This is a genomic window from Streptomyces sp. NPDC001922 (assembly GCF_042891165.1).
GTDB lineage: Bacteria > Actinomycetota > Actinomycetes > Streptomycetales > Streptomycetaceae > Streptomyces.
Genome location: NZ_JBIASV010000001.1, coordinates 538392 through 564742 on the forward strand (window position 1 = coordinate 538392; position 26351 = coordinate 564742).

Consider the following 26351-nt stretch of genomic DNA (forward strand, 5'->3'; position numbering starts at 1 on the left):
CTCGTGAGCGGGCACAGGTGACCCTCAAGGGTAACGTGCCCGACAGGTCACGCCGACGGGTGAAGCCGGCCCCGGCCGGGCGGCCGGTCACCGCCGCCGCGGACGGGATCGGGCACCCCCGCTCCCGTCACCCCCGCAGCGCCGTCCGGTCCTTCTTCCGCGAGGCTTCCTTCCAGGCCCGGGGCAGTTCGTGCTCGCGGGCGGCGGCCCGCATCTCCTCGTGCCCGTAGAGGACCCCGAAGGTGAAGGCGCTCTCCCCCGCGGCCTGGGCCTGGAGGGCGAGGTCCCGGAGCGCGGCGCGGGCGACGACGCTGTCCTGGTGGTCCCCCAGCACGTCCTGCAGGGTCTTCATGTGCCGGACGAACCGTTTCGCCGGCTTCCCGATGGCCGGCTCGGCGGTCTCCGCGGCGTAGCGGGTGCGCTTGGCGGCCTTGCGCGCCTCGTGCATGGCCACGTCCCGCTCGTGGCCCTCCGGGGTGTCCAGGGCCGTCGCCATCCGGCGGGAGAGCCGCCGGGCCTCCCGCAGCACGGCTCCGGGCAGCACCTCCATCGGCGGGCGGCCGGCGTCGGGCAGCAGCGGCGGGTCGGCGACGAGCCGGTCGAGGGTGGTGAGCAGGTCGAGATAGCGGCGGCTGTCCAGTACGCCGATCACCTGGTGGCGCGAGCCGCTGCGCCGGGCGTTCGACCAGGTGCGGAGCCGGCCGCGGACGGGGCCGACGAGCAGGGTGTGCGGCAGTTCGGCCAGCCGCTCGTGGAGGCGTTCGGTGAGCACCTCGCGGTCCCGGTCGACGCCGAGTTCGGCCGCGAGCCACTTCAGCTCGTCACCGACGGGGTCGGTGACCTCCCGGTCGAGGACGGTGCGGAACGACCGGAAGGCGCTGCGCAGCCGGCGGGTGGCGACGCGCATCCGGTGGACGGAGTCGGGCCGGTCCCGGCGGACGGCCGGGTCCAGCTCGACGATCGCGGTGACCTGGGTGCGCAGATAGCGCAGCAGGTGGTCGCCGGCGGTGGGCCGCTCGGGGGGCTCGGTCCTCCGGCCGGGCTTCGGCTTCTTCTTGCCCTTCCTGCCCTTCTTGCTGGGCTTCTCCGCCTGCCCCGCCTTCTCTGCCGTCTCCGTCTTCCCGCTCCTGCGGGCCGTGTCCTCCCCGTCGGCCGACCCCGCCTCCGCCGGCCCCGCCCCGGCCCCGGTGGCCCCGTCGGCCTCCCCCGCGGCGCCCGGAGCGGTCTCCGCGAGGGCCCGCGCCAGCTTGGACGGACCGGCCGCACGGCGCGCCCCGGCCGCCAGGAGCACCTGCTCGACGGTGTCGAGGACATCCGGGCCGGTCCCCTCGCGCAGCTCCGCCTCGATCTCGGTCCACCGGGCGGTGCCCGACCCGCCGGCGAGCCGTTCGGCGGTGACCGCGTCGACGCACACCTCGGCGAGCACCGCGCCGTCCGCGCCGACGAGGTGCCGCAGGTCCCGGTCGGTGCGCAGCCGGACGACGGGGACGAGCGGGGCGTCGCGGACCCGGGAGCGGACGAGCGCCGCCAGGTACCGCGGCACGTCCTCGGAGAGCGGGGCGCGGATCTCCTCGCGGGTGTCGGGGGCGACGGGCAGCTTGAGGTGCCAGCCCTCGTCGTCGCCCCCGGTGCGGCGGCGCAGCGTGATGCCGTCCGCGGCGAGCCGCTCACCGGGGGTGTCGTAGTAGACGGCGTCCAGGCCGGTGACACCCCGGTCGGCCACGGACGCGACCCCGGGGACGCCCGTGAGGTCCGGCAGCCCGCCGGCCTCGGGTGTCTCGTACTTGCGCTCGATCTCCCGTACCTGGTCGGCCATGACCTGTATCTACCCGCGGCACACCGATTCGATCGGTGTTCCGGCCGCCCGGGGCCGCGGACCGGGTGCCCGCCGCCTCAGGCGGCCACCCGTCGCTGCACCTTGATGGACTCCAGCAGCCCGACCGCGATCCAGACGGCGAACATGGAGGTGCCTCCGTAGGAGACGAACGGCAGTGGCAGACCGGCGACCGGCATGATGCCGAGGGTCATCCCGATGTTCTCGAACGCCTGGAAGGCGAACCAGGCGGTGATCCCGGCGGCGACGACCGTGCCGTACAGCTCGGTGGTCTCGCGGGCGATGCGGCAGGCGCGCCAGAGGATGACCCCCAGCAGCACCAGGATCAGACCGGCGCCGAGGAAGCCCAGCTCCTCACCGGCGACGGTGAAGATGAAGTCGGTCTGCTGCTCGGGCACGAACTGGCCGGTGGTCTGGTGACCGTTGAACAGGCCGGTGCCGCTGAGCCCGCCGGAGCCGATCGCGATCCGCGCCTGGTTGGTGTTGTACCCGACCCCGGCCGGGTCGAGTTCGGGGTTGGCGAACGCGGCGAACCGGTTGATCTGGTAGTCGTCCAGCAGCCCGAACTGCCAGACGGCGATCGCTCCGGCCGCGCCGGTGCCGATGAGTCCGAGCACCCAGCGGTTGGAGGCGCCGGAGGCGAGCAGCACGCCCAGGACGATCATCACGATCACCATGACCGAGCCGAGGTCCGGCATCAGCATGATGATCCCGACGGGCAGCGCGGCCAGCCCGAGGGCCTGGACGACGGTGCGGTGGTCGGGGTGCACCCGGTCGCCCGCGTCCACCCGTGTCGCCAGCAGCATCGCCATCCCGAGGATGATCGTGATCTTGGCGAACTCGGAGGGCTGGAGGGAGAAGCCGCCCCCGATCTGGATCCACGCGTGCGAGCCGTTGATGGTCGAGCCGAGCGGGGTGAGGACGGCGGCGGTGAGCAGGATGGAGAGGCCGTACAGCACGGGCACCGCGCCGCGCAGGGTGCGGTGGCCGAGCCAGATCGTGCCGATCATGAGGGCCAGCCCGATCCCGGTGTTCAGGACGTGCCGGAACAGGAAGTAGTACGGGTCGCCCTGGTTGAGCTCGGTGCGGTTGCGGGTCGCCGACCAGACGAGCAGCGAGCCGAGGGCCGACAGGGCCAGGGCCGAGCCGAGCAGTATCCAGTCGACCCGGCGCACCAGCGAGTCGCGTGCGGTGAGCTTGCCCCAGGTGCCCCGGTCGGGGGTGTACCGGCTGATGGAGAAGCTGGACGATCCGGCCATCAGCCCCGCCGCCTCTCCACGGCCGCCGCCTGCTCCATGGTGTCGGAGTCGCTCGGCTCTTCCGGCTTGTACGGCTTGACGGGCTGGGACTCGATCGAACCGTCCTTCTCGATCTTCGGCAGCTTCTTCTGCGGCTCGGGGAGCAGGGCGCGCTTCTTGTCGATGCCGCCCTTCGCGTCGATCCCGTACAGCGCGTTGTAGATGTTGCGCACCGCGGGACCGGAGGCGCCGGAGCCGGTACCACCCTGCGAGATCGTCATGACGATCGAGTAGTCCTTGGTGTAGGTCGCGAACCAGGACGTGGTCTGCTTGCCGTAGACCTCCGCCGTACCGGTCTTGGCGTGCATCGGGATCTCGTCCTGCGGCCAGCCGCCGAACCGCCAGGCGGCGGTACCGCGGGTGGCGACACCGGCGAGGGCGTCGTCCATCTGGCTCATGGTCTTCTTCGTCACCGGCAGCTTGCCGTGCGCGGTGGGCTCGATCTCGTCGACGTGCTTGCCGTCGGGGCTGACGACCGCCTTGCCCACGCTGGGGTTGTAGAGCGTGCCGCCGTTGCTGATCGCGGAGTAGATGGACGCCATCTGGATGGGGGTGACGAGGGTGTCGCCCTGTCCGATGGAGTAGTTCACCGCGTCATAGGCGTGCAGCTTCATGCCCTCCAGGCAGCCCTCGCGGGCGAGCAGGGTCTGGAAGTCCTTCTTGCCCGGCCACGCCTTGGCCTGCTTGCACCAGCTGTCCTTGTTGGCCTTCCAGAACGCCTTCTTCCAGTGGCGGTCGGGGACGCGTCCGCGGACCTCGTTCGGCAGGTCGATCCCGGTCTCCTTGCCGAGGCCGAACTGGTGGGCCGTCTTGAAGAACCAGTCCTTGGAGTTCTTGTCCGGCTTGAGCCCGCCGTCCTTCTTCCACTGCTGGTGGGCCAGGGCGTAGAAGACCGTGTCGCAGGAGACCTCCAGGGCGCGGCCCAGTCCGATCGCGCCGTGGCTCTGCGACTCGAAGTTCTTGAAGACCTGTCCGCCGATGCTGTACGAGCTGCCGCAGTTGTAGCCGCCGTTGAAGTCGTACCCGGCGTTCACCGCGGCGGCGGTGGAGACCACCTTGAAGATCGACCCGGGGGCGGCCTGCCCCTGGATGGCCCGGTTGAGCAGCGGGTAGTTCGACTTCTTGCTGGTCATCCGGCTGTAGTCCTTGCCGGAGATGCCGCCCACCCAGGCGTTGGGGTCGTAGTCCGGGTTGGAGGCCATCGCCACAACCCGGCCGGTCTTGGCCTCCATCACCACGACCGCGCCCGCGTCCGCCTCGTAGTGGCGGTTGGTGTTGCGGTCCATCTGCTTCCGGGCCTCCTTCATGGCCCCGTCCAGCTCCTTCTCCGCCACGCCCTGCACCCGGGAGTCGATGCTGGTCACCACGCTGGACCCGGCGACGGACTTGTCGCTGCGGTCCTGCCCGATGACCCGGCCCAGGTTGTCCACCTCGTACCGGGTGACACCGGCCTTGCCGCGCAGGTACTTGTCGTAGCTGCGCTCCAGGCCGGAGCGGCCGATCTGGTCCGAGCGCAGTAGCGGCGAGCGGCTGTTCTTGGCCTCCGCGATCTCGTCGTCGGTGACGGGCGAGAGGTAGCCGAGCACCTGGGAGGTCCGGGACTTGGCCGGTGCGGGGTAGCGGCGGACGGCGGTGGGCTCGGCGGTGATGCCGGGGAAGTCCTCGGCCCGCTCCCGGATCTGCAGCGCCTGCTGGGTGGTGGCCTCGTCGGTGACCGGGATGGGCTGGTACGGCGAGCCGTTCCAGCAGGGCTGCGGGGTCTTGGCGTCGCAGAGCCGGACCTTCTCCCGCACCTCCTCCGGCTTCATCCCCAGGACTCCGGCGAGCCGGTCGAGGACGGCCTTGCCGTCGTCGTCCATCTTCAGCAGATCGGTGCGGCTCGCGGAGACGACGAGCCGCGTCTCGTTGTCGGCCAGCGGCACGCCGCGGGCGTCCAGGATGGCGCCGCGGGTCGCGGGCTGCACGACCTGCTGGACGTGGTTGCTGGCGGCCTCGTGGGCGTACTCGTCACCGTTGCGGATCTGGAGGTACCAGAGCCGGCCGCCCAGGGTGAGCAGCAGCGAGAACACCAGGATCTGCAGGGCGACCAGGCGGATCGTGACCCGGGGAGTACGTCCGGTGGCGGGGATGTTGGTCATAGCGCGAAGCGCTTCCCTTGACGGTGGCGGGGGGTGACGGGCGGGCGGACGGCGGAGGTCCGGCGGGCGGCTCCGGCCCGGTTCATAGCCGCTTGACCCCCTTCAGGCGTCCCGCGCCGCTCCGGGAGGACCCGCCGAGCAGACCGCCGCGCCGCCCGCCGCGGAGCCGGCCGGGGGAGCTGGTGCGGCCGCCGCCCTTGCGGGGCTTCAGCAGACTGCCGGTGGTCGCGAAGCCGCGGAGGGCGTTGTCGGCCCCGCCGGTGCCGCTGGAGGACTCGGCCATCGGGTCGTTGTCCGCGCGCCGGGCCAGGGCCATGACGCCCGGCACCACGAAGGGCGCGAGCAGCAGGTCGTAGACGGTGGCGGTGAGGACCAGTCCGACGAGACCGACCTGACGGGCCGCGGTGTCACCGACGAGGGCGCCCACCCCCGCGTACATCAGGGTGGTGCCGACGGCCGCGCCCACGACGACCAGCAGCGGGCCGACCGCCGAGCGGAGCCGTCCGGTCTCGGGCTTCGCCAGGCCGGCCAGGTAGCCGACGACCGCCAGGACGAGCGCGTAGCGGCCCACCGCGTGGTCGGCCGGGGGCGCGAGGTCCGACAGCAGGCCCGCGCCGAAGCCGACGAGAGCACCGCCCACGTGGCCGTAGACGAGGGCGAGCGCGAGGACGACGAGCAGCATCAGGTCGGGGACCGCGCCCGGCAGTTGGAGCCGGGCGAGGATGCTCACCTGGACGACGAGCGCGACGACCACCAGCGTGGTCGAGAGCAGGATCCGGTTGAGACGCATGGGGGGTCAGCTCCTGGTGGGGCTCGCGGCGGCCGGTGTCCGGAGGTAGGCGGCGGGACTCGCCCCCTCTTCGGGGGGTGAGTCGCCGTCGGCCGGCCCGTCCGGCTCCTCCGCGGCGTCGGCGTCCCCGCCGGTGTCACCGCGGGTGTCCTCCCCGCGGGTGCCCCCGTCGGCCGGCTCGCTGCCTTCCTCGGACGGGCCCTCGGACCCGTCGGCCGACGGCGTGGCCGTGACGGTCACCGTGGGCGTCGGCTTCGGCTTCACCGCCGGCGGCAGCACCGCGTCCCGCGGGTCCTTGCGCGGCGGCTGGACGACGACCCCGACGATGTCGAGCTTGGTGAATCCGACGTACGGGCGGACCTGGAGGGTCCGGGTCAGACCGCCGTTCGCGGGGTCGACGCGGACGACCTCGCCGACCGGCACCCCGGGGACGAACGGCTTGTCGGCACGCGAGCCGAAGGTGACCAGCCGGTCCCCCTTCTCCACCCGGGCCTTGCCGTTGAGCAGCTGCACCTGGAGCGGGCGGTCGCCCTGCCCGGTGGCGAAGCCCAGCTCGGCGGAGTTCTCCATCCGGGTGCCGACGGTGAAGTCGGGGTCGTTGGCGAGCAGCACGGTCGCGGTGGACGGGCCGACCGTGGTGATCCGGCCGACCAGCCCGTCGCCGTTGAGCACGGTCATGTCGCGGACGAGGCCGTCCTTGCGGCCGGCGTCGATGGTGACGGTCCAGGAGAAGCCCTGGGCCGCTCCTATGGCGATGACCTCCGCGCCCTTGATGCCGTAGCGGCCGGCGCCCGCCGTCTTCAGCATCTTGTCGAGTTCCGCGGCCCGGCCCCGGGTGCGGACGTCGCTGCCCAGCTTGGCCTTGAGCGCGGCGTTCTCGTGTTCGAGTCTGCTGATCCGGTCGTGCCGCTCACCCGAGTCGCGGACGGCGCCGATGGCGTTGCCGATGGGGTTCACCGCCGAGGCCACGCCGTTCTCCACGGGCCCGAAGGCCGACGCGGCGGCCTGCCGGGCGCTGTCGAGCGGCGAGTCCTCCCCGCCGCGGATGTCCACCGTGATCAGTGCGAACGCGATGGCGATCAGCAGCACCAGGAGCAACCGGCTCTCTCGTGTGTCCCTCACGTGCGGCGGCCGTGCCTTCCTCGTGGGACCGGTCGGCTGCGGGCCCGGCCGGTCGGGAGTGTCATACCTGAAAGCGAACAGGCGGTGGGTCGAATGCCGTTGTTCTGTTGTGGAGACGATCCGCCGCCGGGGAACGGGCCGCCGCGCGGGCGTCGGTCACCCGCGCGGCGGCATCCGTCCCAACGTCATCTGCGCGGCTGAGCGTCCAGGACCTGCTGCAGCGCCTCGAACTCCTCGACACACTTGCCGGAGCCGAGCGCGACCGAGTCCAGCGGGTCCTCGGCGATGTGGATCGGCATCCCCGTCTCCCGGCGCAGCCGCTCGTCGAGGCCGCGCAGCAGCGCGCCGCCGCCGGTGAGCACGATGCCCCGGTCCATCACGTCGCCGGAGAGCTCCGGCGGGCACTTGTCGAGCGTCGTCTTGACCGCGTCGACGATCGAGTTGACCGGCTCCTCCATGGCCTTGCGGACCTCGCTGGCGGAGATGACGACCGTCTTCGGCAGACCGCTGACCAGGTCGCGGCCGCGGATCTCGGTGTGCTCGTCCTCCTCCAGATCGAAGGCGGAGCCGATGGTCATCTTGATGTTCTCGGCGGTGCGCTCACCGAGGAGGAGGCTGTACTCCTTCTTGATGTGCTGGATGATCGCGTTGTCCAGCTCGTCACCGGCGACCCGGATGGACTGGGCCGTCACGATGCCGCCGAGGGAGATGACCGCGACCTCGGTGGTACCGCCGCCGATGTCCACCACCATGTTGCCGGTGGCCTCGTGGACCGGGAGGCCCGAGCCGATCGCGGCGGCCATCGGCTCCTCGATGATGTGCACCTGGCGGGCACCCGCCTGGGTGGACGCCTCGATGACGGCACGGCGCTCGACACCCGTGATGCCGGACGGCACACAGACCACGACGCGGGGGCGCGCGAGATAGCGACGCTTGTGGATCTTCAGGATGAAATAGCGGAGCATCCGCTCGGTGATCTCGAAGTCGGCGATGACGCCGTCCTTGAGCGGCCGTACGGCGACGATGTTGCCGGGGGTGCGGCCGATCATCTTCTTTGCTTCGGCACCGACCGCCAGGATGCCGCCCGTATTGGTGTTGATGGCGACGACGGATGGCTCGTTGAGGACGATCCCGCGACCCCTGACGTACACCAGCGTGTTGGCGGTCCCGAGGTCGACAGCCATGTCACGGCCGATGAACGACATATTGTTCCCCATGAGGATACGTCTGGCCTTCCCAGCTGGAACGATAATGACTTGTAGGTCGGCAGGGCGGGCGCTGTGGGCGTGGAGGTTTACATCGTAGTCACGCTCGCGGGAACGCGCCGCTAGGGTTACTCCGCCATTGTCAGCGGAACGCGCGCCTACCCCCGTATTGGTGACGTCGTGTCGGAGTGACAGGTTCCCTCAATCATCTCGCATATGCCAAGGGGCGACCGAATAAAATCGATCGCCCCAGGTCACAAGCGGATTACGGCTAACGGGCCGTCAGGCGACACCGGGGAAGAAAATCTTCATCTCACGCTCTGCGGACTCCTCGGAGTCCGAGGCATGGATCAGATTCTCCCGGACAATGGTGCCGAAATCACCCCGGATACTGCCGGGTGCCGCGGCAATCGGGTCGGTCGGCCCCGCCAGGGTCCGGACACCCTCGATGACACGCTCGCCCTCGACGACCATCACCACGACCGGGCCGGAGGACATGAACTCCATCAGCGGCTCGTAGAACGGCTTGCCGACGTGCTCGCCGTAGTGCTGCTCCAGCACCCCGCGGTCCAGGTCACGCAGCTCCAGCGCACTGATCGTCCAGCCGGCCTTCCGCTCGATCCGGCCGATGACCTCGCCGATCAGACCGCGTCGTACGGCATCGGGCTTGAGAAGGACGAGCGTACGCTGGCTCACGGTGCGGACTCCTTAGCTGTGTTCTCCGGGCGCGGTGACAGATGCGGCCGACGCCGCGCGGCCCGGGCCCCCGCAACAAATGTGCGGATGCGAAGAGGCTACATGGGTGATCGGCCGGCCCGTCACGCGACGCCCTCCCCCGCTTCCGCCGCCTGGGCGGCGAACCGGGCCTTCGCCTCGTCGATCTTCCGGCCGAAGTGGACCGAGGTCCACCACAGTGCAGCAAAGCATGCGCCGAGGAAGAACATCGCCGGGACGACGAATCCGGCCGCGATCAGACCGATCTGCAGCGCCCAGCCGACCGGCACCGCCCCGGGCCGGGACAGCATGCCGCACAGCAGCACACAGAGCAGCATGGCGACACCGCTGACCGTCCAGACGGTGGCGGGCGACAGGTCCGTCATCTGCATGGCGACCAGACCGGCGAAGCCGATCACGAAGAACTCGCCGATCAGCGTGGAGGCGCAGAGGGTCCGCATCTCATCCCTTTCCGAGCAGCAGCCGGGCCTCGCCGACCGTGATCACCGAACCGGTCACCAGCACGCCCGCGCCGGAGAATTCGCTCTCCTCCTCGGCCAGCGTGACCGCGGCCTCCAGGGCGTCGTCGAGCCGCGGCTCGACCTGCACCCGCTCCTGGCCGAACACCTCGACCGCGAGCGCCGCGAGCTCGTCCACGTCCATGCCCCGGTGGCTGGAGTTCCGGGTGATGACGACCTCGGCGAGGATCGGTTCGAAGGCCTCCAGGAAACCCTTCACGTCCTTGTCGCCGCTCATGCCGATCACTCCGATGAGCCGGCTGAAACCGAACGCCTCGGTGACGGCCTCCGAAGCGGCGCGCGCGCCCGGCGGGTTGTGCGCGGCGTCCAGGATGACCGGCGGGCTCTTCCGGACGACCTCCAGGCGGCCCGGGGAGACCACCGAGGCGAAGGCGGAGCGGACCGTCTCCGGGTCGAGCGTCCGGGCGTGCTGCGAGCCGATGCCGAAGAACGCCTCGACCGCGGCCAGCGCCACCGCGGCGTTGTGTGCCATGTGGGCGCCGTGCAGCGGCAGGAAGATGTCCGGGTACTCGCCGCCGAGGCCGCGCAGGGTCAGCAGCTGCCCGCCGACCGCGACCTCCCGGGTGGTGACGCCGAACTCCATGCCCTCCCGGGCGACGGTGGCGTCCACCTCCACCGCGCGCTTGAGCATCACCTGGGCCGCGTCCACCGGCTGCTGGGCCAGGACGACGGTGGCGTCCTGCTTGACGATGCCCGCCTTCTCCCCGGCGATCTCGCCCGGGGTGGTGCCCAGCCGGTCGGTGTGGTCGAGCCCGATCGGGGTCACCACGGCCACCTGGCCGTCGATCACATTGGTGGCGTCCCAGGTGCCGCCCATGCCGACCTCGACGACCGCCACGTCCACCGGGGCGTCCGCGAACGCCGCGTAGGCCATGCCGGTGAGCACCTCGAAGAAGGACAGCCGGTGCTCCTGCGCGGCGTCGACCATCTCGACGTACGGCTGGATGTCCCGGTACGTCTCGATGAACCGCTCGGCGTCGATCGGGGCGCCGTCCAGGCTGATCCGCTCGGTCACCGACTGCACGTGCGGGCTGGTGTAGCGGCCGGTGCGCAGCTCGAAGGCGGTCAGCAGGGCCTCGATCATGCGGGCCGTGCTGGTCTTGCCGTTGGTGCCGGTGATGTGGATCGAGGGGTAGGCCCGCTGCGGCTCGCCGAGGACGTCCATCAGCGCCTCGACGCGCACCAGCGACGGGTCGAGCTTGGTCTCCGGCCAGCGGCCGGCCAGCTCGTTCTCCACCTCCCGCAGCTGCCGGTCGGTCTCCGGGTCCGTCGGGCGGGCCGGGATGCCGTCCCCCTGCGGCGGCCCGGCCTGGGTGCGCAGGGTACGGCTGCCGGCCTCGATCACCGCCAGGTCGGGATCGCGGTCGGTCTCCGCGTCGACGATCTCGTCGAAGGAGTCGGGGGCGTCGGCGTCGTCGTGCTGGGGGCGCTCACTCACGCCCCCAGTCTACGGAGCCCCGGTGGGCGGCTTCGCCGCCCCCGGACATGCGCGCGGGCCCCGGGGCGGTCACTCCGCCCAGGGGCCCGCGGCCACTGCTCCCGACTGCCGGGACGGCCCGGTCTCAGCCCGGTCTCAGCCCTGCGGAAGCCCGTCCAGCTGGGCGGAGATCCGCTCGATGTCCGCCTCGGCGGTCTCCCGGCGCTTGCGGATCTTCTCCACGACGTTGTCCGGGGCCTTGCCGAGGAACGCCTCGTTCCCGAGTTTCGCCGTGGTCTGCGCCAGCTCCTTCTGGGCCGCCGCCAGGTCCTTGGCGAGCCGCTTGCGCTCGGCCGCCACATCGATCGCGCCGGAGAGGTCGAGGGCGACCGTGGCACCGGCGACCGGGAGGGTGGCGGTGGCGGTGAAGCCCTCGCCCTCCGGCTGGAGGCGCAGCAGCTGACGGATCGCGTCCTCGTGGGCGGCGAGCGCCGTGCCGGTCAGGTCCAGCCGGGCCGGGACCTTCTGGCCGGGCTGGAGACCCTGGTCGGCGCGGAACCGCCGGACCTCGGTGACCACCTGCTGGACGGTCTCGATCTCCCGCTCGGCGTCCCGGTCGCGGAAGCCGCTGTCGGTCGGCCAGTCGGCGATGACCAGCGACTCCTGGCCGGTGAGCGTGGTCCACAGCTGCTCGGTGACGAACGGGACCACCGGGTGCAGCAGCCGCAGCGTGACGTCCAGCACCTCCCCGAGGACCCGGCGGGAGGCCTCGGCCTCCGGACCGCCCTTGGCGAAGGTGGTCTTGGACAGCTCGACGTACCAGTCGAAGACCTCGTCCCAGGCGAAGTGGAACAGGGTGTCGCTGAGCTTGGCGAACTGGTAGTCCTCGTAGTACCCGTTCACCTCGCTGACCACGGTGTTCAGCCGGGACAGGATCCAGCGGTCCTCGGGCCGGAGCCGCTCGGCCGACGGCAGCTCGCCCTCGACGGTGGCGCCGTTCATCAGCGCGAAGCGGGTGGCGTTCCAGATCTTGTTGGCGAAGTTCCGGGACGCCTGGACCCAGTCCTCGCCGATCGGCACGTCGACCCCGGGGTTGGCGCCGCGGGCCAGGGTGAAGCGGACCGCGTCCGAGCCGTAGGAGTCCATCCAGTCCAGCGGGTTGACCGCGTTGCCGAAGGACTTGGACATCTTCTTGCCGAACTGGTCGCGGACCATGCCGTGCAGGGCGATGGTGTGGAACGGCGGGGTGCCGTCCATCGCGTACAGGCCGAACATCATCATCCGGGCGACCCAGAAGAAGAGGATGTCGTAGCCGGTGACCAGGACGGAGTTCGGATAGAACTTCTCCAGGCTCTCCGTCCGCTCCGGCCAGCCGAGCGTGGAGAACGGCCACAGGCCGGAGGAGAACCAGGTGTCCAGCACATCGCTGTCCTGCGTCCAGCCCTCGCCGCTCGGCGGCTCCTCGTCCGGTCCGACGCAGACGACCTCGCCGTCCGGGCCGTACCAGACCGGAATCCGGTGGCCCCACCACAGCTGACGCGAGATGCACCAGTCGTGCAGGTTGTCGACCCAGCCGAAGTAGCGGGACTCCATCTCCTTGGGGTGGATGGCGACCCGGCCGTCGCGGACGGCGTCGCCGGCGGCCTGCGCCAGCGGGCCGGTCCTGACCCACCACTGCATGGACAGCCGCGGCTCGATGGTGGTCTTGCAGCGCGAGCAGTGCCCGACGGAGTGGGTGTAGGGGCGCTTCTCGGCCACGATGCGGCCGTCGGCGCGCAGCGCGGCGACGATCGCCGACCGGGCCTCGAAGCGGTCCAGCCCCTGGAACGGGCCGTGGGCGGTGATGACCCCGCGCTCGTCGAGGACGGCGAGGTTGGGCAGGTCGTGCCGGCGGCCGATCTCGAAGTCGTTCGGGTCGTGGGCGGGCGTCACCTTGACGGCGCCGGTGCCGAACTCCGGGTCGACGTGCTCGTCCGCGACGACCGGGATGCGGCGGCCGGTGAGCGGCAGCTCGATCTCGGTGCCGACGAGGTGCCGGTACCGCTCGTCCTCCGGGTGGACCGCGACGGCGGTGTCACCGAGCATCGTCTCGGCGCGGGTGGTCGCCACGACGATCTCCGAATCACCGGAGCCGTACCGGATCGAGACGAGCTCGCCGTCGTCGTCCTGGTACTCCACCTCGATGTCCGAGATGGCGGTGAGGCAGCGCGGGCACCAGTTGATGATGCGCTCGGCGCGGTAGATCAGCCCGTCGTCGTAGAGCCGCTTGAAGATGGTCTGGACGGCCTGCGAGAGGCCCTCGTCCATGGTGAAGCGCTCGCGGGACCAGGCGACGCCGTCGCCGAGGCGCTTCATCTGGCCGGAGATCTGGCCGCCGGACTCGGCCTTCCACTTCCAGACGCGCTCGACGAACGCCTCACGGCCCAGGTCGTGGCGGGACTTGCCCTCCTTGGCGAGCTCGCGCTCCACGACGTTCTGGGTGGCGATGCCCGCGTGGTCCATGCCGGGCTGCCAGAGGACCTCGTACCCCTGCATCCGCTTCCGGCGGGTGAGGGCGTCGATCAGCGTGTGCTCGAAGGCATGGCCCAGGTGGAGGGAACCGGTGACGTTCGGCGGCGGGATGACGATCGTGTACGGCTCTTTGTCGCTCTTCGCGTCCGCCTCGAAGTAGCCCCGCTCCACCCAGCGCTCGTACAGCTGCCCCTCTACGTCGGCCGGTGCGTACTGGGTCGGCAGATCACTGGGCTCGCTGTGGGCCCCGTCGTGGGGGCGCAGGGTGTTCTCGGTCACGGCTGAAGTCTACGGGCCCCCCAAGGCCTGTTACTAACCCGTTGCCGCCCCGGGGTAAGGCGGCCGTAAGTCGTCCGGAAGGATGTGGCGTACGTGACATGTTCATAGAGGGGATGCCATGAGCTACCACCAGCCGCAGCCGCAGCCGGGTCCGTACGGCGCAGGCGGGCCGAACCCGTACGCCCAGGGCGGAGCGGCCGGCCAGCCCGGCTACGGCTACCCGCAGGCCCCGCAGGGCGTTCCGCCGCAGCAGCAGGGCTACGGCCACCCGGGACAGGGACAGGGCGGCCCGTACGGCGGCCAGCCGCAGCAGCCGGGCCCGTACGGCCAGCAGCCGCCCTACGGGCAGCAGCCCGTCCAGGGTCAGATGCCCCAGCCCCCGCAGGGCGGCGGCAGCAAGAAGAAGACGGGCCTGATCGTGGGCGCGGTCGTGGCGCTGGCCGCGGTCGGCGTCGGTATCTACGCCCTCATGGGCGGGGACGACGGCCCGCACAAGCTGACCACACCGGAGACCGTGGCGGGCGAGTTCAAGCGCCAGGGCCCCGGCAAGGACGACTCCAGCCTGGGGGCGTCCGACAAGAAGCAGTACAAGGAGCTTCCGGGGGTGAGCGACCCCCACCTGGTGCAGGCCGAGTACCAGAGCGCCAGCAAGAAGGCGCTCCTGTTCAGCGGCGTGTGGGGCAAGATCCAGAATCCGGAGCAGGTCGTCGACGCGATGTTCGTCGTGCTGACCAAGACCGTTCAGGAGAAGGCCAACGCCGAGCCCGTCGGCAGCCCCGAGACCGCCGACCCCGGCGGGCTGGGCAGCGCGGTCATGAAGTGCCAGAAGTTCAAGGTGACCAAGGCACAGAGCGGCAAGACCTCCGAGCTGCCGGTGTGCATCTGGGGCGACTCCAGCACGGTCGGCAGCAACGTGCTCTTCGACCCGCTGGCGGCCATCACCGGCAAGGCCGACCTGGAGGCCGCGGCGAAGACGACCTCCGACGTGCGCGACGACACCCGCGTCGAACTCGAGCAGTAGGACCACCGAGAGGTACCTGATGAGTCACAACCAGCCCGGCCCGTACGGCGGTCAGCCGCCGCAGGGCCCGTACGGCCAGCAGCCGCCGCAGCCGGGCCCGTACGGCCAGCCGCCGCAGCCGCCGCAGGGCCAGCCCGGGTACGGCTACCCGCAGGCCCCGCAGGGTCAGCCGGGATACGGCTATCCGCAGCAGCCCCCGCAGGGCGTTCCGCCGCAGCAGGGCTACGGCTACCCGGCCCAGGGCCAGCCCGGCCCGTACGGCCAGCAGCCGCAGTCCGGTTACCTCCCGCCGCCCCCGCCCGGTGGCGGCGGCAAGGGCAAGCTGATCGGCATCATCGCGGGCATCGCGGGGGTGGCCGTGATAGCCGTCGGCGCGATGGCCCTGCTCGGTGGTGGCGGCGGTGGCGGCGACTACAAGCTGACGGCGCCGGATTCGGTGCTGGGCGGCAGCTACACCAAGGACACCAGCCAGCCGCCGATCAGTAACGGGAAGACCGGCGATGGCAAGGGCATCAATGACGGCACGTCCGTCAGCGGCACGTACAAGGGCGAGTCCGGCGGTTTGGCGTTCGGTGGCGGCTACGGGGATGTCACCGACCCCGAGGCGGCTGTCGACACCATGCTGAAGAGCGCGTTCAAGGGCGCCGAAGCCACGGAGCAGAAGCCGTCCGGCTTCGACGGCTCGGTGATGAAGTGCGGCGAGAACGACTTCGGCGTGTTCTCGCAGCCGTTCTGCATCTGGGGTGACGAGAGTACGGTCGCCATGGCGGTCTGGACACCGAAGAAGGGCGCCACGGACCCCAGTACGCTCAAAGCGCCGTCGATCGAGGAGTGGGCGGAGACCACCGCGAAGCTCCGCAACGAGGTCCGCGTCAAGAAGTAGCCACAGCACCCGAACAACGAAGGGGCGCCCGGCCGTTGGCCGGGCGCCCCTTCGCTTGTGTCTTCGTCTGCGTCGCGGGTCAGGCGCTCTTCTCGTGGCGCTCGTCCTTGCCGATGCCCCGCGGCTCGCGCGGTACCAGCGTCGGGTTCACGTTGGAGTGGACGACCTCCTCGGTGATGACCACCCGGGCGACGTCCTTGCGCGACGGCACCTCGTACATCACCGACTGGAGGACTTCCTCCATGATGGCGCGCAGGCCGCGCGCTCCGGTGCCGCGGAGGATCGCCTGGTCGGCGATGGCCTCCAGGGCCGGCCGGTCGAAGTCCAGCTCCACGCCGTCCAGTTCGAAGAGCCGCTGGTACTGCTTGACGAGCGCGTTGCGCGGCTCGACCAGGATCTGCAGCAGCGCCTCGCGGTCGAGGTTGTGCACCGAGGTGATGACCGGGAGACGGCCGATGAACTCCGGGATCATCCCGAACTTCACCAGGTCCTCGGGCATGACCTCACGGAAGAAGTCCGAGGAGTCGACGTCGCGCTTGGAGCGGATGGTCGCGCCGAAGCCGATGCCCTTGGCGCCCGCCCGGGACTCGATGATCTTCTCCAGGCCGGCGAAGGCGCCGCCCACGATGAACAGGACGTTCGTCGTGTCGATCTGGATGAACTCCTGGTGCGGGTGCTTGCGTCCGCCCTGCGGCGGCACGGAGGCGGTGGTGCCCTCCAGGATCTTCAACAGGGCCTGCTGGACGCCCTCGCCGGACACATCGCGGGTGATCGACGGGTTCTCGCTCTTGCGGGCGACCTTGTCGATCTCGTCGATGTAGATGATGCCGGTCTCGGCCTTCTTGACGTCGTAGTCGGCGGCCTGAATCAGCTTCAGCAGGATGTTCTCGACGTCCTCGCCGACGTATCCCGCCTCGGTGAGCGCGGTGGCATCGGCAATGGCGAACGGGACGTTGAGCATGCGCGCGAGGGTCTGCGCGAGCAGGGTCTTGCCGGAACCCGTCGGCCCCAGCAGGAGGATGTTGGACTTCGCCAGCTCGATGCCGTCGTCCCGGCCGCCCTGGCCGTTCTCGTCCGCCTGCACCCGCTTGTAGTGGTTGTAGACGGCGACGGACAGCGCCTTCTTGGCGGCCTCCTGGCCGACGACGTAGCCCTCGAGGAACTCGTAGATCTCGCGCGGCTTGGGGAGCTCCTCCCACCGCACCTCGGAGGTCTCGGCGAGCTCCTCCTCGATGATCTCGTTGCAGAGGTCGATGCACTCGTCGCAGATGTACACGCCAGGCCCCGCGATGAGCTTCTTCACCTGCTTCTGGCTCTTTCCGCAGAACGAGCACTTGAGCAGGTCGCCGCCGTCACCGATGCGTGCCACGAGGTGCTTCCCCTTCGCCTGGGATCTGCAGCGTTGCGCAGACCCGGGTGCTTGCCTAACGACGGTACCTTGCCGGGCCCCCCGCGCGGGCCCCCCTTGGGCCGGTTCACTTGTCCGTGACCGGCCCAAGGGGGCCGTCGTACCTGACCGGAGGTGTCAGCCCATCCCGACAGAGGTCTTGCGGGTGGACACGATCTGGTCCACCAGACCGTACTCGAGCGACTCCTCGGCCGTGAGGATCTTGTCGCGCTCGATGTCGTCACGGATCTTCTCGATCGGCGTGGTGGAGTGCTTGGCCAGCATCTCCTCCAGCTGCGAGCGCATCCGCAGGATCTCGTTGGCCGCGATCTCCAGGTCGGAGACCTGGCCACGGCCGGTCTCGCTGTACGGCTGGTGGATCAGGATACGGGCGTTCGGCAGCGCCATCCGCTTGCCGGGGGTGCCGGCGGCGAGCAGCACGGCGGCGGCGGACGCCGCCTGGCCCATGCAGACCGTCTGGATGTCGGGCTTCACGAACTGCATCGTGTCGTAGATCGCCGTCAGCGCGGTGAACGAGCCACCCGGCGAGTTGATGTAGATGGAGATGTCCCGGTCCGGGTCCATCGACTCCAGGCACAGCAGCTGCGCCATGACGTCGTTGGCCGAGGCGTCGTCGATCTGGACGCCGAGGAAGATCACCCGCTCCTCGAAGAGCTTGGCGTACGGGTCGTACTCGCGCACGCCCTGGGAGGTGCGCTCCACGAAGCGCGGAACGACATAGCGGGACTCTGCGTTCGGGCCCTCGTACAGGCCGCTGCCGGGGAAGTTGTTCATCGGGTTCTTCACCATCCTGGTGGCGATCATGGGCTGGGGTGTCGGCTGCGGGGTGACGCGGGGGCTCAGGCCCCGGTGCCGCCCCCGCCCGGAACGCCTACGGCAGAGGTCATGACCTCGTCGACCAGGCCGTAGTCCTTGGCCTCGTCGGCGGAGAACCAGCGGTCCCGGTCGGAGTCGCGGGTGATCTGCTCGACGGTCTGGCCGGTGTGGAAGGCGGTGAGCTCCGCCATCCGCTTCTTGGTGTGCAGCAGCCGCTCGGCGTGGATCTTGATGTCCGAGGCGGAGCCCGCCAGGCCCGCGGAGGGCTGGTGGATCAGGATCTCGGCGTTCGGCAGCGCGAAGCGCTTGCCGGGGGTGCCGGCGCTCAGCAGGAACTGGCCCATCGAGGCGGCGAGGCCCATGGCGATGGTGACCACGTCGTTCTTGATGTACTGCATGGTGTCGTAGATCGCCATGCCGGCCGAGATCGAGCCACCCGGGCTGTTGATGTAGAGGTAGATGTCCTTGTCCGGGTCAGCGGCAAGGAGGAGCAGCTGCGCGGTGATCTTGTTGGCGATGTCGTCGTCGACCGGCTGGCCGAGGAAGATGATGCGCTCGTTGAGCAGCCGGTTGTAGACCTGGTCGCCGAGGCCACCACCGATGGACGGCTCGCCGGCGGCGGAAGGCATCAGATTCGTCACGTATCCACCTGCTCGTCTCTGACGGCAACGGGCCGTCTCAGCGTCTTCTTCTGGGGCGGGGGGTCGGCGGGTACCGACGCTCTCCGGCGTCTCCCGGGGACTCCCCTGCCCTCGTATCTACGGACCCTAACGCGCAGGTCGGACAACGCCATCCCGCATTCAGAACTGTTCGCTGTGAGCGCAGGCTCACCGAGCGCCGCGCGGGGCCGGGGAACGCCGGTGGGCCCGGACGCCCTCACGGACGTCCGGGCCCACCGAACGGGCTACTGCAGCGGCGAGGCTCAGGCCTCGGGCTTCTCGTCGGCCTCGGCGGCCTTCTCGCCCTCCGCGGCCTCGTCCGAGGACGCCTCGACCGTCTCGGCGGTCTCGTCCTCCTCGTCCAGGTCGACGGTCTCGCCGTTGGTGTCCTTGACCGTGGCGGCCTCCACGACGACCGCGAGGGCCTTGCCGCGGGCGACCTCGCCGACGAGCATCGGCACCTGGCCGCCCTCGACGACGGCCTGCGCGAACTGGTCGGGGCTCATGCCGGAGGACTGCGCACGGCGCATGAGGTGCTCGGTGAGCTCCTCCTGGCCGACCGACAGCTGCTCCTTGTTGACCAGCTCGTCCAGGATGAACTGGGTCTTGATGCCCTTCTCGGCCTGCTCGCGGAGCTCGGCGTCGAACTCCTCGGCGGACTTGTTCTGGATCTTGAGGTAGCTGTCCAGGTCCAGGCCCATCTGCTGGAGCTGGTGGTTCTCCAGGTTGTGCTTGCGGGTCCGGATCTCGTCCTCGAGGAGCTTCTCGGGGATCGGCACCTCGGCCAGGGCGAGGAGCTCGTCGAGCACCTTCTCCTGCGCCTGGGTGGCCTGGTCGTACTTCTTCATCTGCTCGAGGCGCTTGCGGCTGTCCGCCTTGAGCTCGTCCAGGGTGTCGAACTCGCTCGCGAGCTGCGCGAACTCGTCGTCGAGCTCGGGGAGCTCACGGGACTGGACGGCGGTGACGTCGACCTTGACCTCGGCCTCCTTGCCCTCGGCGGAGCCGCCCTTGAGCTCGGAGGTGAAGGTGGCGGAGCCACCGGCCTCGAGGCCGGTCACGGCCTCGTCGATGCCGTCGAGGAGCTCGCCGGAGCCGACGGTGTAGCTGACACCGCTGGCGACGCCGTCCTCCAGGACCTCGCCGTCGACCTTGGCCTCGAGGTCGATCGTCAGGACGTCGCCCTCGGCGGCGGCGCGCTCCACCGGGGTGGTGGAGGCGAAGCGCTCACGGAGCTGCTCGACGGACTTCTCGACGTCCTCGTCGGAGACCTCAACGGCGTCGACCTCGACCTCGATGCCGGAGTAGTCCGGGATCTCGATGGAGGGACGCACGTCGACCTCGGCGGTGAAGGCCAGCAGCTCGCCGTCCTTCAGCTCGGTGATGTCGACCTCGGGCTGACCCAGCGGGTTCAGGTCACCCTCGTTGACGGCCTCGGTGTAGAACTTCGGGAGCGCGTCGTTGACGGCCTCCTCCAGCACGGCACCGCGGCCGAACCGCTGGTCGATGACGCGGGCCGGGATCTTGCCCTTGCGGAAGCCCGCCACCGTGACCTGCTGGTTGATCTTCTTGTACGCCGCGTCGAGGCTGGGCTTGAGCTCCTCGAAGGGCACCTCGACAGTGAGCCGAACCCGGGTCGGGTTCAGGTTCTCCACGGCGCTCTTCACGGTTGGGTCTCCTTGGGGGCTGACTTCTGGGGTTTTGCTGAGATTCAGCGGGCTGATTCAGCGGATCGCGCCCGGTACAGAGACACACGAGCACGCAGCTTGCATAGTAACCGCAAGGCGGTTGAGCCCCACAATGTGATCTTGCTGGTCGGGGTGGCCGGATTCGAACCGACGGCCTTCCGCTCCCAAAGCGGACGCGCTACCAAGCTGCGCCACACCCCGCTGGTTGCGACACGTAGGGTACATGGCCGGACGCGGTCCGGCTGCCGCATTGATGCGGGTGGGGTGAGGTGTGCGGGAGACCGCCGGGACCCGCTACGATGCTCTGCGTGCCGCGGTCCTCACCGTCGGCGGCGCATGCGGGCGTAGCTCAATGGTAGAGCCCCAGTCTTCCAAACTGGCTACGCGGGTTCGATTCCCGTCGCCCGCTCCAGCAGGCCTCCGGCCCGGTACCGCGATCCGCTCGCGGCACCGGGCCGGAGGTGTTTTCCGGGCCCCGCCGCTCCCGGGGAATCCGCCTCCGCGACCCGGGTCGCGGCACCGTGCGGGCGGGCCCGCTCGGGGCGGGCGGGGACGCCGGGGCACTGGACGGAACCGGGCCCGGGGCACGGCTAAGGTGCCCGGCATGGAGATCTGGGTGAATCCCGCGTGCTCGAAGTGCCGGTCCGCTGTGCAGCTCCTCGACGAGGAGGGCGCCGAGTACACTGTGCGCCGCTACCTGGAGGACCCGCCGGACGCGGACGAGCTGCGGGCCGTCCTGGACCGGCTGGGGCTGGAGCCCTGGGACATCGCGCGGACGCGGGAGGCGGAGGCCGAGGAGCTCGGCCTCAAGGCCTGGCCCCGGGAGCCGGCGGAGCGCGAGCGGTGGATCGGGGCGCTCGCGGCGCACCCGCGGCTGATCCAGCGGCCGATCATCACGGCGGACGACGGCACGGCGTCGGTCGCCCGCAGCGAGGACGCGGTGCGGGACGCGCTGACCCGCCGGGCCTGACCGACGGACCCCGGGCCGAGCCCTGGCTGAAACCGGCCGGTGTCGCGCCCGGGCCGCGGGATGTCCCGCGGCCCGGGCGCGGCACCGGGAACAGCGGGGGCCCTAAACGGGGGACGACCGGGCGTGACAGCGGCGCGGCAGCCCGTACGGCAGCCCGCGACCGCGCCCGCATGACGGCCGTCACCCAACGGGAGCCACGAGCCCCACGGTGCGCGCAGGTGAGCCGCGCCGGCCGCAGGGACCGGGCGGAGGAACGGAGGAGCCTGCGGCAGCCGGAGCGCCGCAGGCGGGCCGCCTCAGAAGCTGATCTGGCTGATCATGTCGGATATCGAGTGCATGAAGCGGTTGATCGACGGGGCCATATCGGTCGAAGCAAGGAAGAAGCCGAACAGGGCCGCGACGATGGCCGGCCCCGGCTTGATCGATCCCGAGCGGATCATGACCACCAGCACGATGGCCAACAGCACCACTACGGACAGCGAAATGGCCACAACGGATCACACCCTCGGTCTCGGTTTCGAACGTCTCACCGGCCCGGGGAGCATGCCCCGCACACCCCCGATATGACCATCGTGCCACCAACCCGATGCCACTCGGACCCCGGTGACGCATCGTCGGCAGCCTGCTCACATCCGTTGCGGGCCCGTGTGCCGGAGGAGTCCGTACCCCGGGAGAGCTGCACCACACAATTCGGCCACGGGTCGCCGGATTATTGCGACTGATCGTTTCTCTGTGCACCTTCCACCCGTGCGGAGCACGCCGGTGGGAATTTCTGAATTACTCGTGAGTCGTGAGCAGCGACAACGAAGGGCCATTGAACCGGACATTCCACCGGAGCCACCTCGGGGGCATATGCACCAATTAAGGGGGATGAGACGTGACAGAACGGACAGTTGATCCTCATCGCGCACAACGGCTGAACCCCTACGTTTACTTCGCGTGAACGGGGTAGCCGTGTGATTCGTAGAGGGGAGGATGAAGGTTTTACTGAATCCACCTTCCGACGCTATGGTGCCTCAGATGTTCAGCGCTGCCACGACCCCCGCACGCGCAGTGAGGTCCAGGATCGTCTCCCCCAGTTCATGGTGGGAGGGCCTGTGACGAACACCTTGCGCCCGCACGGCTATCAGCGGACCCCGCTCCCCCCGGCCCGGGATGCGGTGGCCACGGACTCCGAGCGTCCTGCCGCAAACGACGCTCCGGACCAAAGAAAACCCGCCACACCAGCGGCCGGAAACAAGCCGAAGCAGCGTGACTCCTTCTTCGACAACGCGAAGTACCTGGCCATCGTCCTCGTGGCGATGGGCCATGCGTGGGAACCGCTGACGGACGGAAGCCGCACCGCCGAGGCGCTGTACATGGTGGTGTACGGCTTCCACATGCCGGCGTTCATCATCATCTCCGGCTACTTCTCGCGCAGTTTCGACATGCGCCCGGACCGGCTCAAGCGGCTGGTCACCGGCGTGGCCGTGCCGTACGTGATCTTCGAGGTCGCGTACACCTTCTTCAAGCGGTGGGCGGACGACGATCCGACCCAGCCGATCAGCCTGCTGGACCCCTGGTACCTGACGTGGTTCCTGGCGGCCCTGTTCGTCTGGCGGCTGTCCACCCCGCTGTGGAAGCTCGTCCGCTGGCCGGTGCCGCTCGCGCTGGCCATCGGGGCCCTCGCCTCGATCTCCCCCGACATCGGTGACGACCTGGATCTCCAGCGGGTGCTGCAGTTCCTGCCGTTCTTCGTCGTGGGTCTGGTCATGAAGCCGGAGCACTTCCAGATGGTGCGGCGCCGTGAGGTGCGGATCCTGTCCGTGCCGATCTTCGCCACGGCGTTCCTGGTCGCCTACTGGGCGGGCCCGCGGATGTCGTCGGCGTGGTTCTACCACCGGGACAGCGCCCAGGAGCTCACCGCTCCGTGGTGGAGCGGCCTGGTCATGACGCTCGCCCTGTTCGGCTGCTCCGTGATCCTGGTCGCCTGCTTCTTCGCCTGGGTCCCCCGGCGGAAGATGTGGTTCACGGCACTGGGCGCCGGAACGCTGTACGGCTACCTGCTGCACGGCTTCCTCGCCAAGGGGTCCCGCTTCTGGGGCTGGTTCGACGACTACGCCTGGCTGCAGACGCCGTGGGGCGCGATCGTCGTCACCGTCATCGCCGGAGCCGTGGTGACCGTGCTCTGCACCCCACCGGTGCAACGGGTCTTCCGGTTCGCGATGGAGCCCAAGATGGAGTGGGCCTTCAAGAAGGATGCGGCCGAGCTGGCGCGTGGCCGCGCGAAGGCCACCACCGGCTGAACAGCCTGCCGCGACCTCACGCGTGCGTCGAACGGCCCCGGAGCTTCAGGCTCCGGGGCCGTTCGCTGTCTCCGGTCCCTTCTCCGAGTCGCTGTCTCCGGTGCCTTCTCCGAGGGCCGGCTGTCTCCGGTGCCTTCTCCGAGGGCCGTTCGCCTGGCACCGGTCGGCCCCGGGCCGCTCGCCCCACGCCGGAGCGGGCCGTACGGGGCAGATCGCGAGGGGGGGGGCGGTCAGTCGCGGCAGATCAGCAGCAGCGCGCGGTCGTCGTTGACGTCCTTGGCCACCGCTTCGATCAGGTGCCAGGCCGCGCCGTGGAAGCCGGAGGCGACATAGCGGTCGGCCTCGCCGGTGAGCCGGTCGATGCCCTCGGTCAGCTCGCGCTCGGCGGACTCGACCAGGCCGTCCGTGAACAGCATGAGCACATCACCGGGGCGCAGGGTGCCCTTGATCGGGTCGAACTGCGCGCCGTCGTACACCCCGAGCAGCGGGCCCTCCGCGCCCTGCTCCTCCCAGCGGCCGGTCCCGGCGCTCAGCTGGAGCGCCGGGAGGTGGCCCGCCGACAGCAGCTCGTAGTCCCCGCTGTCCAGGTCGAGGACGAGGTGGATCGAGGTCGCGAACCCCTCGTCCCAGTCCTGGCGGAGCAGATACGCGTTGGCGGCGGGGAGGAAGGCATGGGGCGGGAGCGAGCCCAGCAGGCCGCCGAACGCACCGGAGAGAAGGAGGGCGCGGGAGGCCGCGTCCATGCCCTTGCCGGAGACGTCGGTGAGCACGACCTCGAGCGTCCGGCCGCCGTTGGTCCGGGCCGCGACGACGAAGTCGCCGGAGAAGGACTGGCCGCCGGCGGGGCGCAGGGCCATCTCCCGGTGCCAGCCCTTGGGCAGCTTCGGCAGCTTGCTCTGCACCCGGATCCGCTCGCGCAGGTCGAAGAGCATGGTGCCGCCCCGCCGCCAGGGCACCCCGACCCGGCTGCGGAACTGGGCGATGACCAGCCCGACGAAGCCCACCGCACCCACCACCAGCACGGTGCCGGGGGTGACCCGGGAGGGGCCCTGGGAGTACGGGCCGAGGATCGCGGCCTCGGTGATCAGCGCCGCGGCCGCCCCGGCGTAGAGCAGGAGCAGGCTGGAGGGGCGCAGCAGCAGCCCGCCGACGACGACGGGGAGGACGAGGGCAGCGGGCGGGCACCAGTCGGGCACGTTGATCGTCGCGGTGGCGATGGCCGGGACGGTGAGCAGCAGGGCGGCGAGGGCGATCCAGTCGGAGCCGTCGCCGCGGAAGTAGTCGACTCCGGCCCGGCGCAGGCCGATGCGGGCCCGGTGCAGCTGCTTGCGCATCCGGGCCGTCAGGGTCTCAGCTCCCGCGACGCGTGCCATTTCACCGGGACCCTATCCACCCGTTCGGCGGCGCGTCGATTCACGGCGCGCCGCTTTTCGCCGGATCCGGAGTTCAGCCGGGTGGGGTATGGACACCCGTGCGGAAAATGCGGTCGCTCGGGGGAGAACGCCCTGATAGGGATGGCGTATGACAACAGAGCTGCGTGTGCTGCGCCGTGACGAGTGGGACACCTGGTACAGCACGCTGGAGCTCGCCTTCGGCGGGGTGGCGGAGCCCGCCGAGGAGCGGGAGCTCTGGCAGGACCTGACCGAGGTGGAGCGGTCCATCGGGGTCTGGGACGGCGGGACCTGCGTGGGGACGGCCGGGGCGTTCAGCTTCCGGATGTGCGTGCCGGGCGGCCGGATCGTGCCGGCGGCCGGGGTCACCATGGTCGGGGTGGCACCGACGCACCGGCGGCGAGGGGTGCTGCGCTCGATGATGCGGCAGCAGCTCGACGACGTGCGCGCCCGGGGCGAGTCGCTGGCGGTGCTGACGGCGTCGGACCCGGCCATCTACGGGCGGTTCGGCTACGGCACCGCGAGCGAGCAGATGTTGGTGGAGGTGGACACCGAGCGGGTCCGGCTGACCGTTCCGCCCGGCACGGACGACGTACGGCTCCGGCTCGTGCAGCCGCGGGAGGCACAGGAGGTGTGCGAGGCGCTCTACGCCGAACGGGTCACGGAACGGCCGGGCATGCTCACCCGGCTTCCCGGGTGGGAGCGGCTGCCGCTGCTGGATGCCCCCGCGTCACGGGCGGGCGCCTCACCCATGCAGTGCGTGCTGGCGGAGCGGGACGGTGCGGTCACCGGATACGCGCGCTACGCGGTCCGCCCGGACTGGGAGGCCTCCGGGCCGACGGGCACGGTGCTGCTGCGGGACGTCGAGGCGCGGGATCCGGCGAGCTACGCCGCGCTGTGGCGGTACCTCTGCGACATGGAACTGACCGTGCGGGTCACCCACACCAACCGTCCGGTGGACGATCCGCTGCTCCACCTGGTCTCGGACATCCGCCGCTGCACCATCCGCATCCGGGACCAGCTCCACGTGCGGCTGGTCGAGGTGGGTGCCGCGCTGGCGGCGCGGACCTACGCGGCGCCGGTGGATGTGGTGTTCGAGGTCGCGGACGCGTTCTGCCCCTGGAACGAGGGGCGTTGGCGGCTGACCGGCGACGCCCGGGCCGCCTCCTGCAAGCCCACCGACGACGAGCCCGATCTGCGGCTCTCGGTACGGGAGTTGGGCGCCGCTTATCTGGGCGGATACACCCTCACGGCACTGGCGGGCGCGGGCCGGGTCCAGGAGCTGCGGCCGGACGCGCTCGCCGAGGCGTCGGCGGCCTTCCGGAGCGATCGCGCGCCCTGGCTGCCGCACGGGTTCTGAGCGGTTCCGCCGCCCTGCCGCTCATG

At 70.4% G+C, this 26351-nt stretch carries 21 protein-coding genes and 2 tRNA genes; 6 read left to right on the plus strand and 17 right to left on the minus strand.

What is annotated here, in order from left to right:
* Positions 1–127: 127 nt before the first annotated feature.
* The 10 genes from ACFYYR_RS02260 to ACFYYR_RS02305 form a co-directional block, all read right to left on the minus strand.
* Positions 128–1816 (minus strand): CHAD domain-containing protein, encoded by a 1689-nt coding sequence (locus ACFYYR_RS02260; protein ID WP_388845949.1) that lies wholly within the window; start codon positions 1814–1816, stop codon positions 128–130.
* 77 nt (positions 1817–1893) lie between these two features.
* Positions 1894–3093, minus strand: coding sequence for a rod shape-determining protein RodA (gene rodA / locus ACFYYR_RS02265; RefSeq protein ID WP_388845952.1), 1200 nt, complete (start codon positions 3091–3093; stop codon positions 1894–1896).
* Positions 3093–5270 carry a penicillin-binding protein 2 gene (gene mrdA / locus ACFYYR_RS02270; protein WP_388845955.1) on the minus strand — a complete coding sequence of 726 codons (2178 nt, stop codon included), beginning with the start codon at positions 5268–5270 and terminating at the stop codon, positions 3093–3095. Before mrdA ends, rodA begins: the two co-directional genes overlap by 1 nt.
* An 82-nt stretch (positions 5271–5352) precedes the next feature.
* Entirely contained in the window at positions 5353–6060 is a 708-nt protein-coding gene (mreD, locus tag ACFYYR_RS02275; RefSeq protein WP_351512061.1) for a rod shape-determining protein MreD, read from the minus strand.
* A 6-nt stretch (positions 6061–6066) separates the two neighbouring features.
* Positions 6067–7182, minus strand: a complete 1116-nt coding sequence (gene mreC, locus ACFYYR_RS02280) for a rod shape-determining protein MreC (RefSeq protein ID WP_388845958.1) — start codon at positions 7180–7182, stop codon at positions 6067–6069.
* 185 nt (positions 7183–7367) lie between these two features.
* Positions 7368–8387, minus strand: a complete 1020-nt coding sequence (locus ACFYYR_RS02285; protein ID WP_351512064.1) for a rod shape-determining protein — start codon at positions 8385–8387, stop codon at positions 7368–7370.
* 282 nt (positions 8388–8669) lie between these two features.
* Positions 8670–9083, minus strand: a complete 414-nt coding sequence (gene ndk / locus ACFYYR_RS02290) for a nucleoside-diphosphate kinase (protein ID WP_388845961.1) — start codon at positions 9081–9083, stop codon at positions 8670–8672.
* 122 nt (positions 9084–9205) lie between these two features.
* Positions 9206–9562 carry a DUF4233 domain-containing protein gene (locus ACFYYR_RS02295; protein ID WP_388845963.1) on the minus strand — a complete coding sequence of 119 codons (357 nt, stop codon included), beginning with the start codon at positions 9560–9562 and terminating at the stop codon, positions 9206–9208.
* A gap of 1 nt (position 9563) precedes the next feature.
* Complete coding sequence (locus tag ACFYYR_RS02300; RefSeq protein ID WP_388845966.1) at positions 9564–11078, minus strand: bifunctional folylpolyglutamate synthase/dihydrofolate synthase; 1515 nt, start codon at positions 11076–11078, stop codon at positions 9564–9566.
* Positions 11079–11213: 135 nt separating this feature from the next.
* Complete coding sequence (locus ACFYYR_RS02305; RefSeq protein WP_388845969.1) at positions 11214–13847, minus strand: valine--tRNA ligase; 2634 nt, start codon at positions 13845–13847, stop codon at positions 11214–11216.
* 118 nt (positions 13848–13965) lie between these two features.
* Here ACFYYR_RS02305 and ACFYYR_RS02310 point away from each other — a divergent pair, with 118 nt between their 5' ends.
* Both ACFYYR_RS02310 and ACFYYR_RS02315 read left to right on the plus strand, forming a co-directional pair.
* The gene (locus ACFYYR_RS02310) at positions 13966–14868 is read left to right on the plus strand and encodes a hypothetical protein (protein ID WP_388845971.1); all 903 of its coding nucleotides are present in this window, start codon (positions 13966–13968) and stop codon (positions 14866–14868) included.
* A gap of 19 nt (positions 14869–14887) precedes the next feature.
* Positions 14888–15751, plus strand: coding sequence for a hypothetical protein (locus ACFYYR_RS02315; protein WP_388845973.1), 864 nt, complete (start codon positions 14888–14890; stop codon positions 15749–15751).
* Positions 15752–15830: 79 nt separating this feature from the next.
* Here the strand turns inward: ACFYYR_RS02315 and clpX are convergent, their stop codons facing one another.
* From clpX to ACFYYR_RS02340, 5 genes are all read right to left on the minus strand, one after another.
* Positions 15831–17120, minus strand: coding sequence for an ATP-dependent Clp protease ATP-binding subunit ClpX (gene clpX, locus ACFYYR_RS02320; RefSeq protein WP_351512077.1), 1290 nt, complete (start codon positions 17118–17120; stop codon positions 15831–15833).
* Positions 17121–17276: 156 nt separating this feature from the next.
* Positions 17277–17933, minus strand: a complete 657-nt coding sequence (locus ACFYYR_RS02325) for an ATP-dependent Clp protease proteolytic subunit (protein ID WP_351512117.1) — start codon at positions 17931–17933, stop codon at positions 17277–17279.
* 65 nt (positions 17934–17998) lie between these two features.
* Positions 17999–18604 (minus strand): ATP-dependent Clp protease proteolytic subunit, encoded by a 606-nt coding sequence (locus ACFYYR_RS02330; protein ID WP_351512119.1) that lies wholly within the window; start codon positions 18602–18604, stop codon positions 17999–18001.
* 293 nt (positions 18605–18897) lie between these two features.
* The gene (gene tig, locus ACFYYR_RS02335; RefSeq protein WP_388845976.1) at positions 18898–20298 is read right to left on the minus strand and encodes a trigger factor; all 1401 of its coding nucleotides are present in this window, start codon (positions 20296–20298) and stop codon (positions 18898–18900) included.
* 145 nt (positions 20299–20443) lie between these two features.
* Positions 20444–20520 (minus strand) — tRNA-Pro (locus ACFYYR_RS02340).
* 137 nt (positions 20521–20657) lie between these two features.
* Between ACFYYR_RS02340 and ACFYYR_RS02345 the strand changes: the two genes are divergently transcribed.
* Positions 20658–20731, plus strand: a tRNA-Gly gene (locus ACFYYR_RS02345).
* A 192-nt stretch (positions 20732–20923) separates the two neighbouring features.
* Positions 20924–21289, plus strand: coding sequence for an ArsC/Spx/MgsR family protein (locus ACFYYR_RS02350; RefSeq protein ID WP_388845978.1), 366 nt, complete (start codon positions 20924–20926; stop codon positions 21287–21289).
* Between the two features lie 296 nt (positions 21290–21585).
* Here the strand turns inward: ACFYYR_RS02350 and ACFYYR_RS02355 are convergent, their stop codons facing one another.
* Positions 21586–21780, minus strand: coding sequence for a hypothetical protein (locus ACFYYR_RS02355; protein WP_388845980.1), 195 nt, complete (start codon positions 21778–21780; stop codon positions 21586–21588).
* Positions 21781–22386: 606 nt separating this feature from the next.
* Between ACFYYR_RS02355 and ACFYYR_RS02360 the strand changes: the two genes are divergently transcribed.
* Positions 22387–23574, plus strand: a complete 1188-nt coding sequence (locus ACFYYR_RS02360; protein ID WP_388845982.1) for an acyltransferase family protein — start codon at positions 22387–22389, stop codon at positions 23572–23574.
* Positions 23575–23804: 230 nt separating this feature from the next.
* Here ACFYYR_RS02360 and ACFYYR_RS02365 read toward each other — a convergent pair whose 3' ends face one another.
* A complete protein-coding gene (locus ACFYYR_RS02365) occupies positions 23805–24947 on the minus strand; it encodes a PP2C family protein-serine/threonine phosphatase (protein WP_388845984.1) in 1143 nt (380 codons plus the stop codon).
* Between the two features lie 148 nt (positions 24948–25095).
* Between ACFYYR_RS02365 and ACFYYR_RS02370 the strand changes: the two genes are divergently transcribed.
* Entirely contained in the window at positions 25096–26325 is a 1230-nt protein-coding gene (locus tag ACFYYR_RS02370; RefSeq protein ID WP_388845987.1) for a GNAT family N-acetyltransferase, read from the plus strand.
* The last annotated feature ends 26 nt before the right edge of the window (positions 26326–26351 follow it).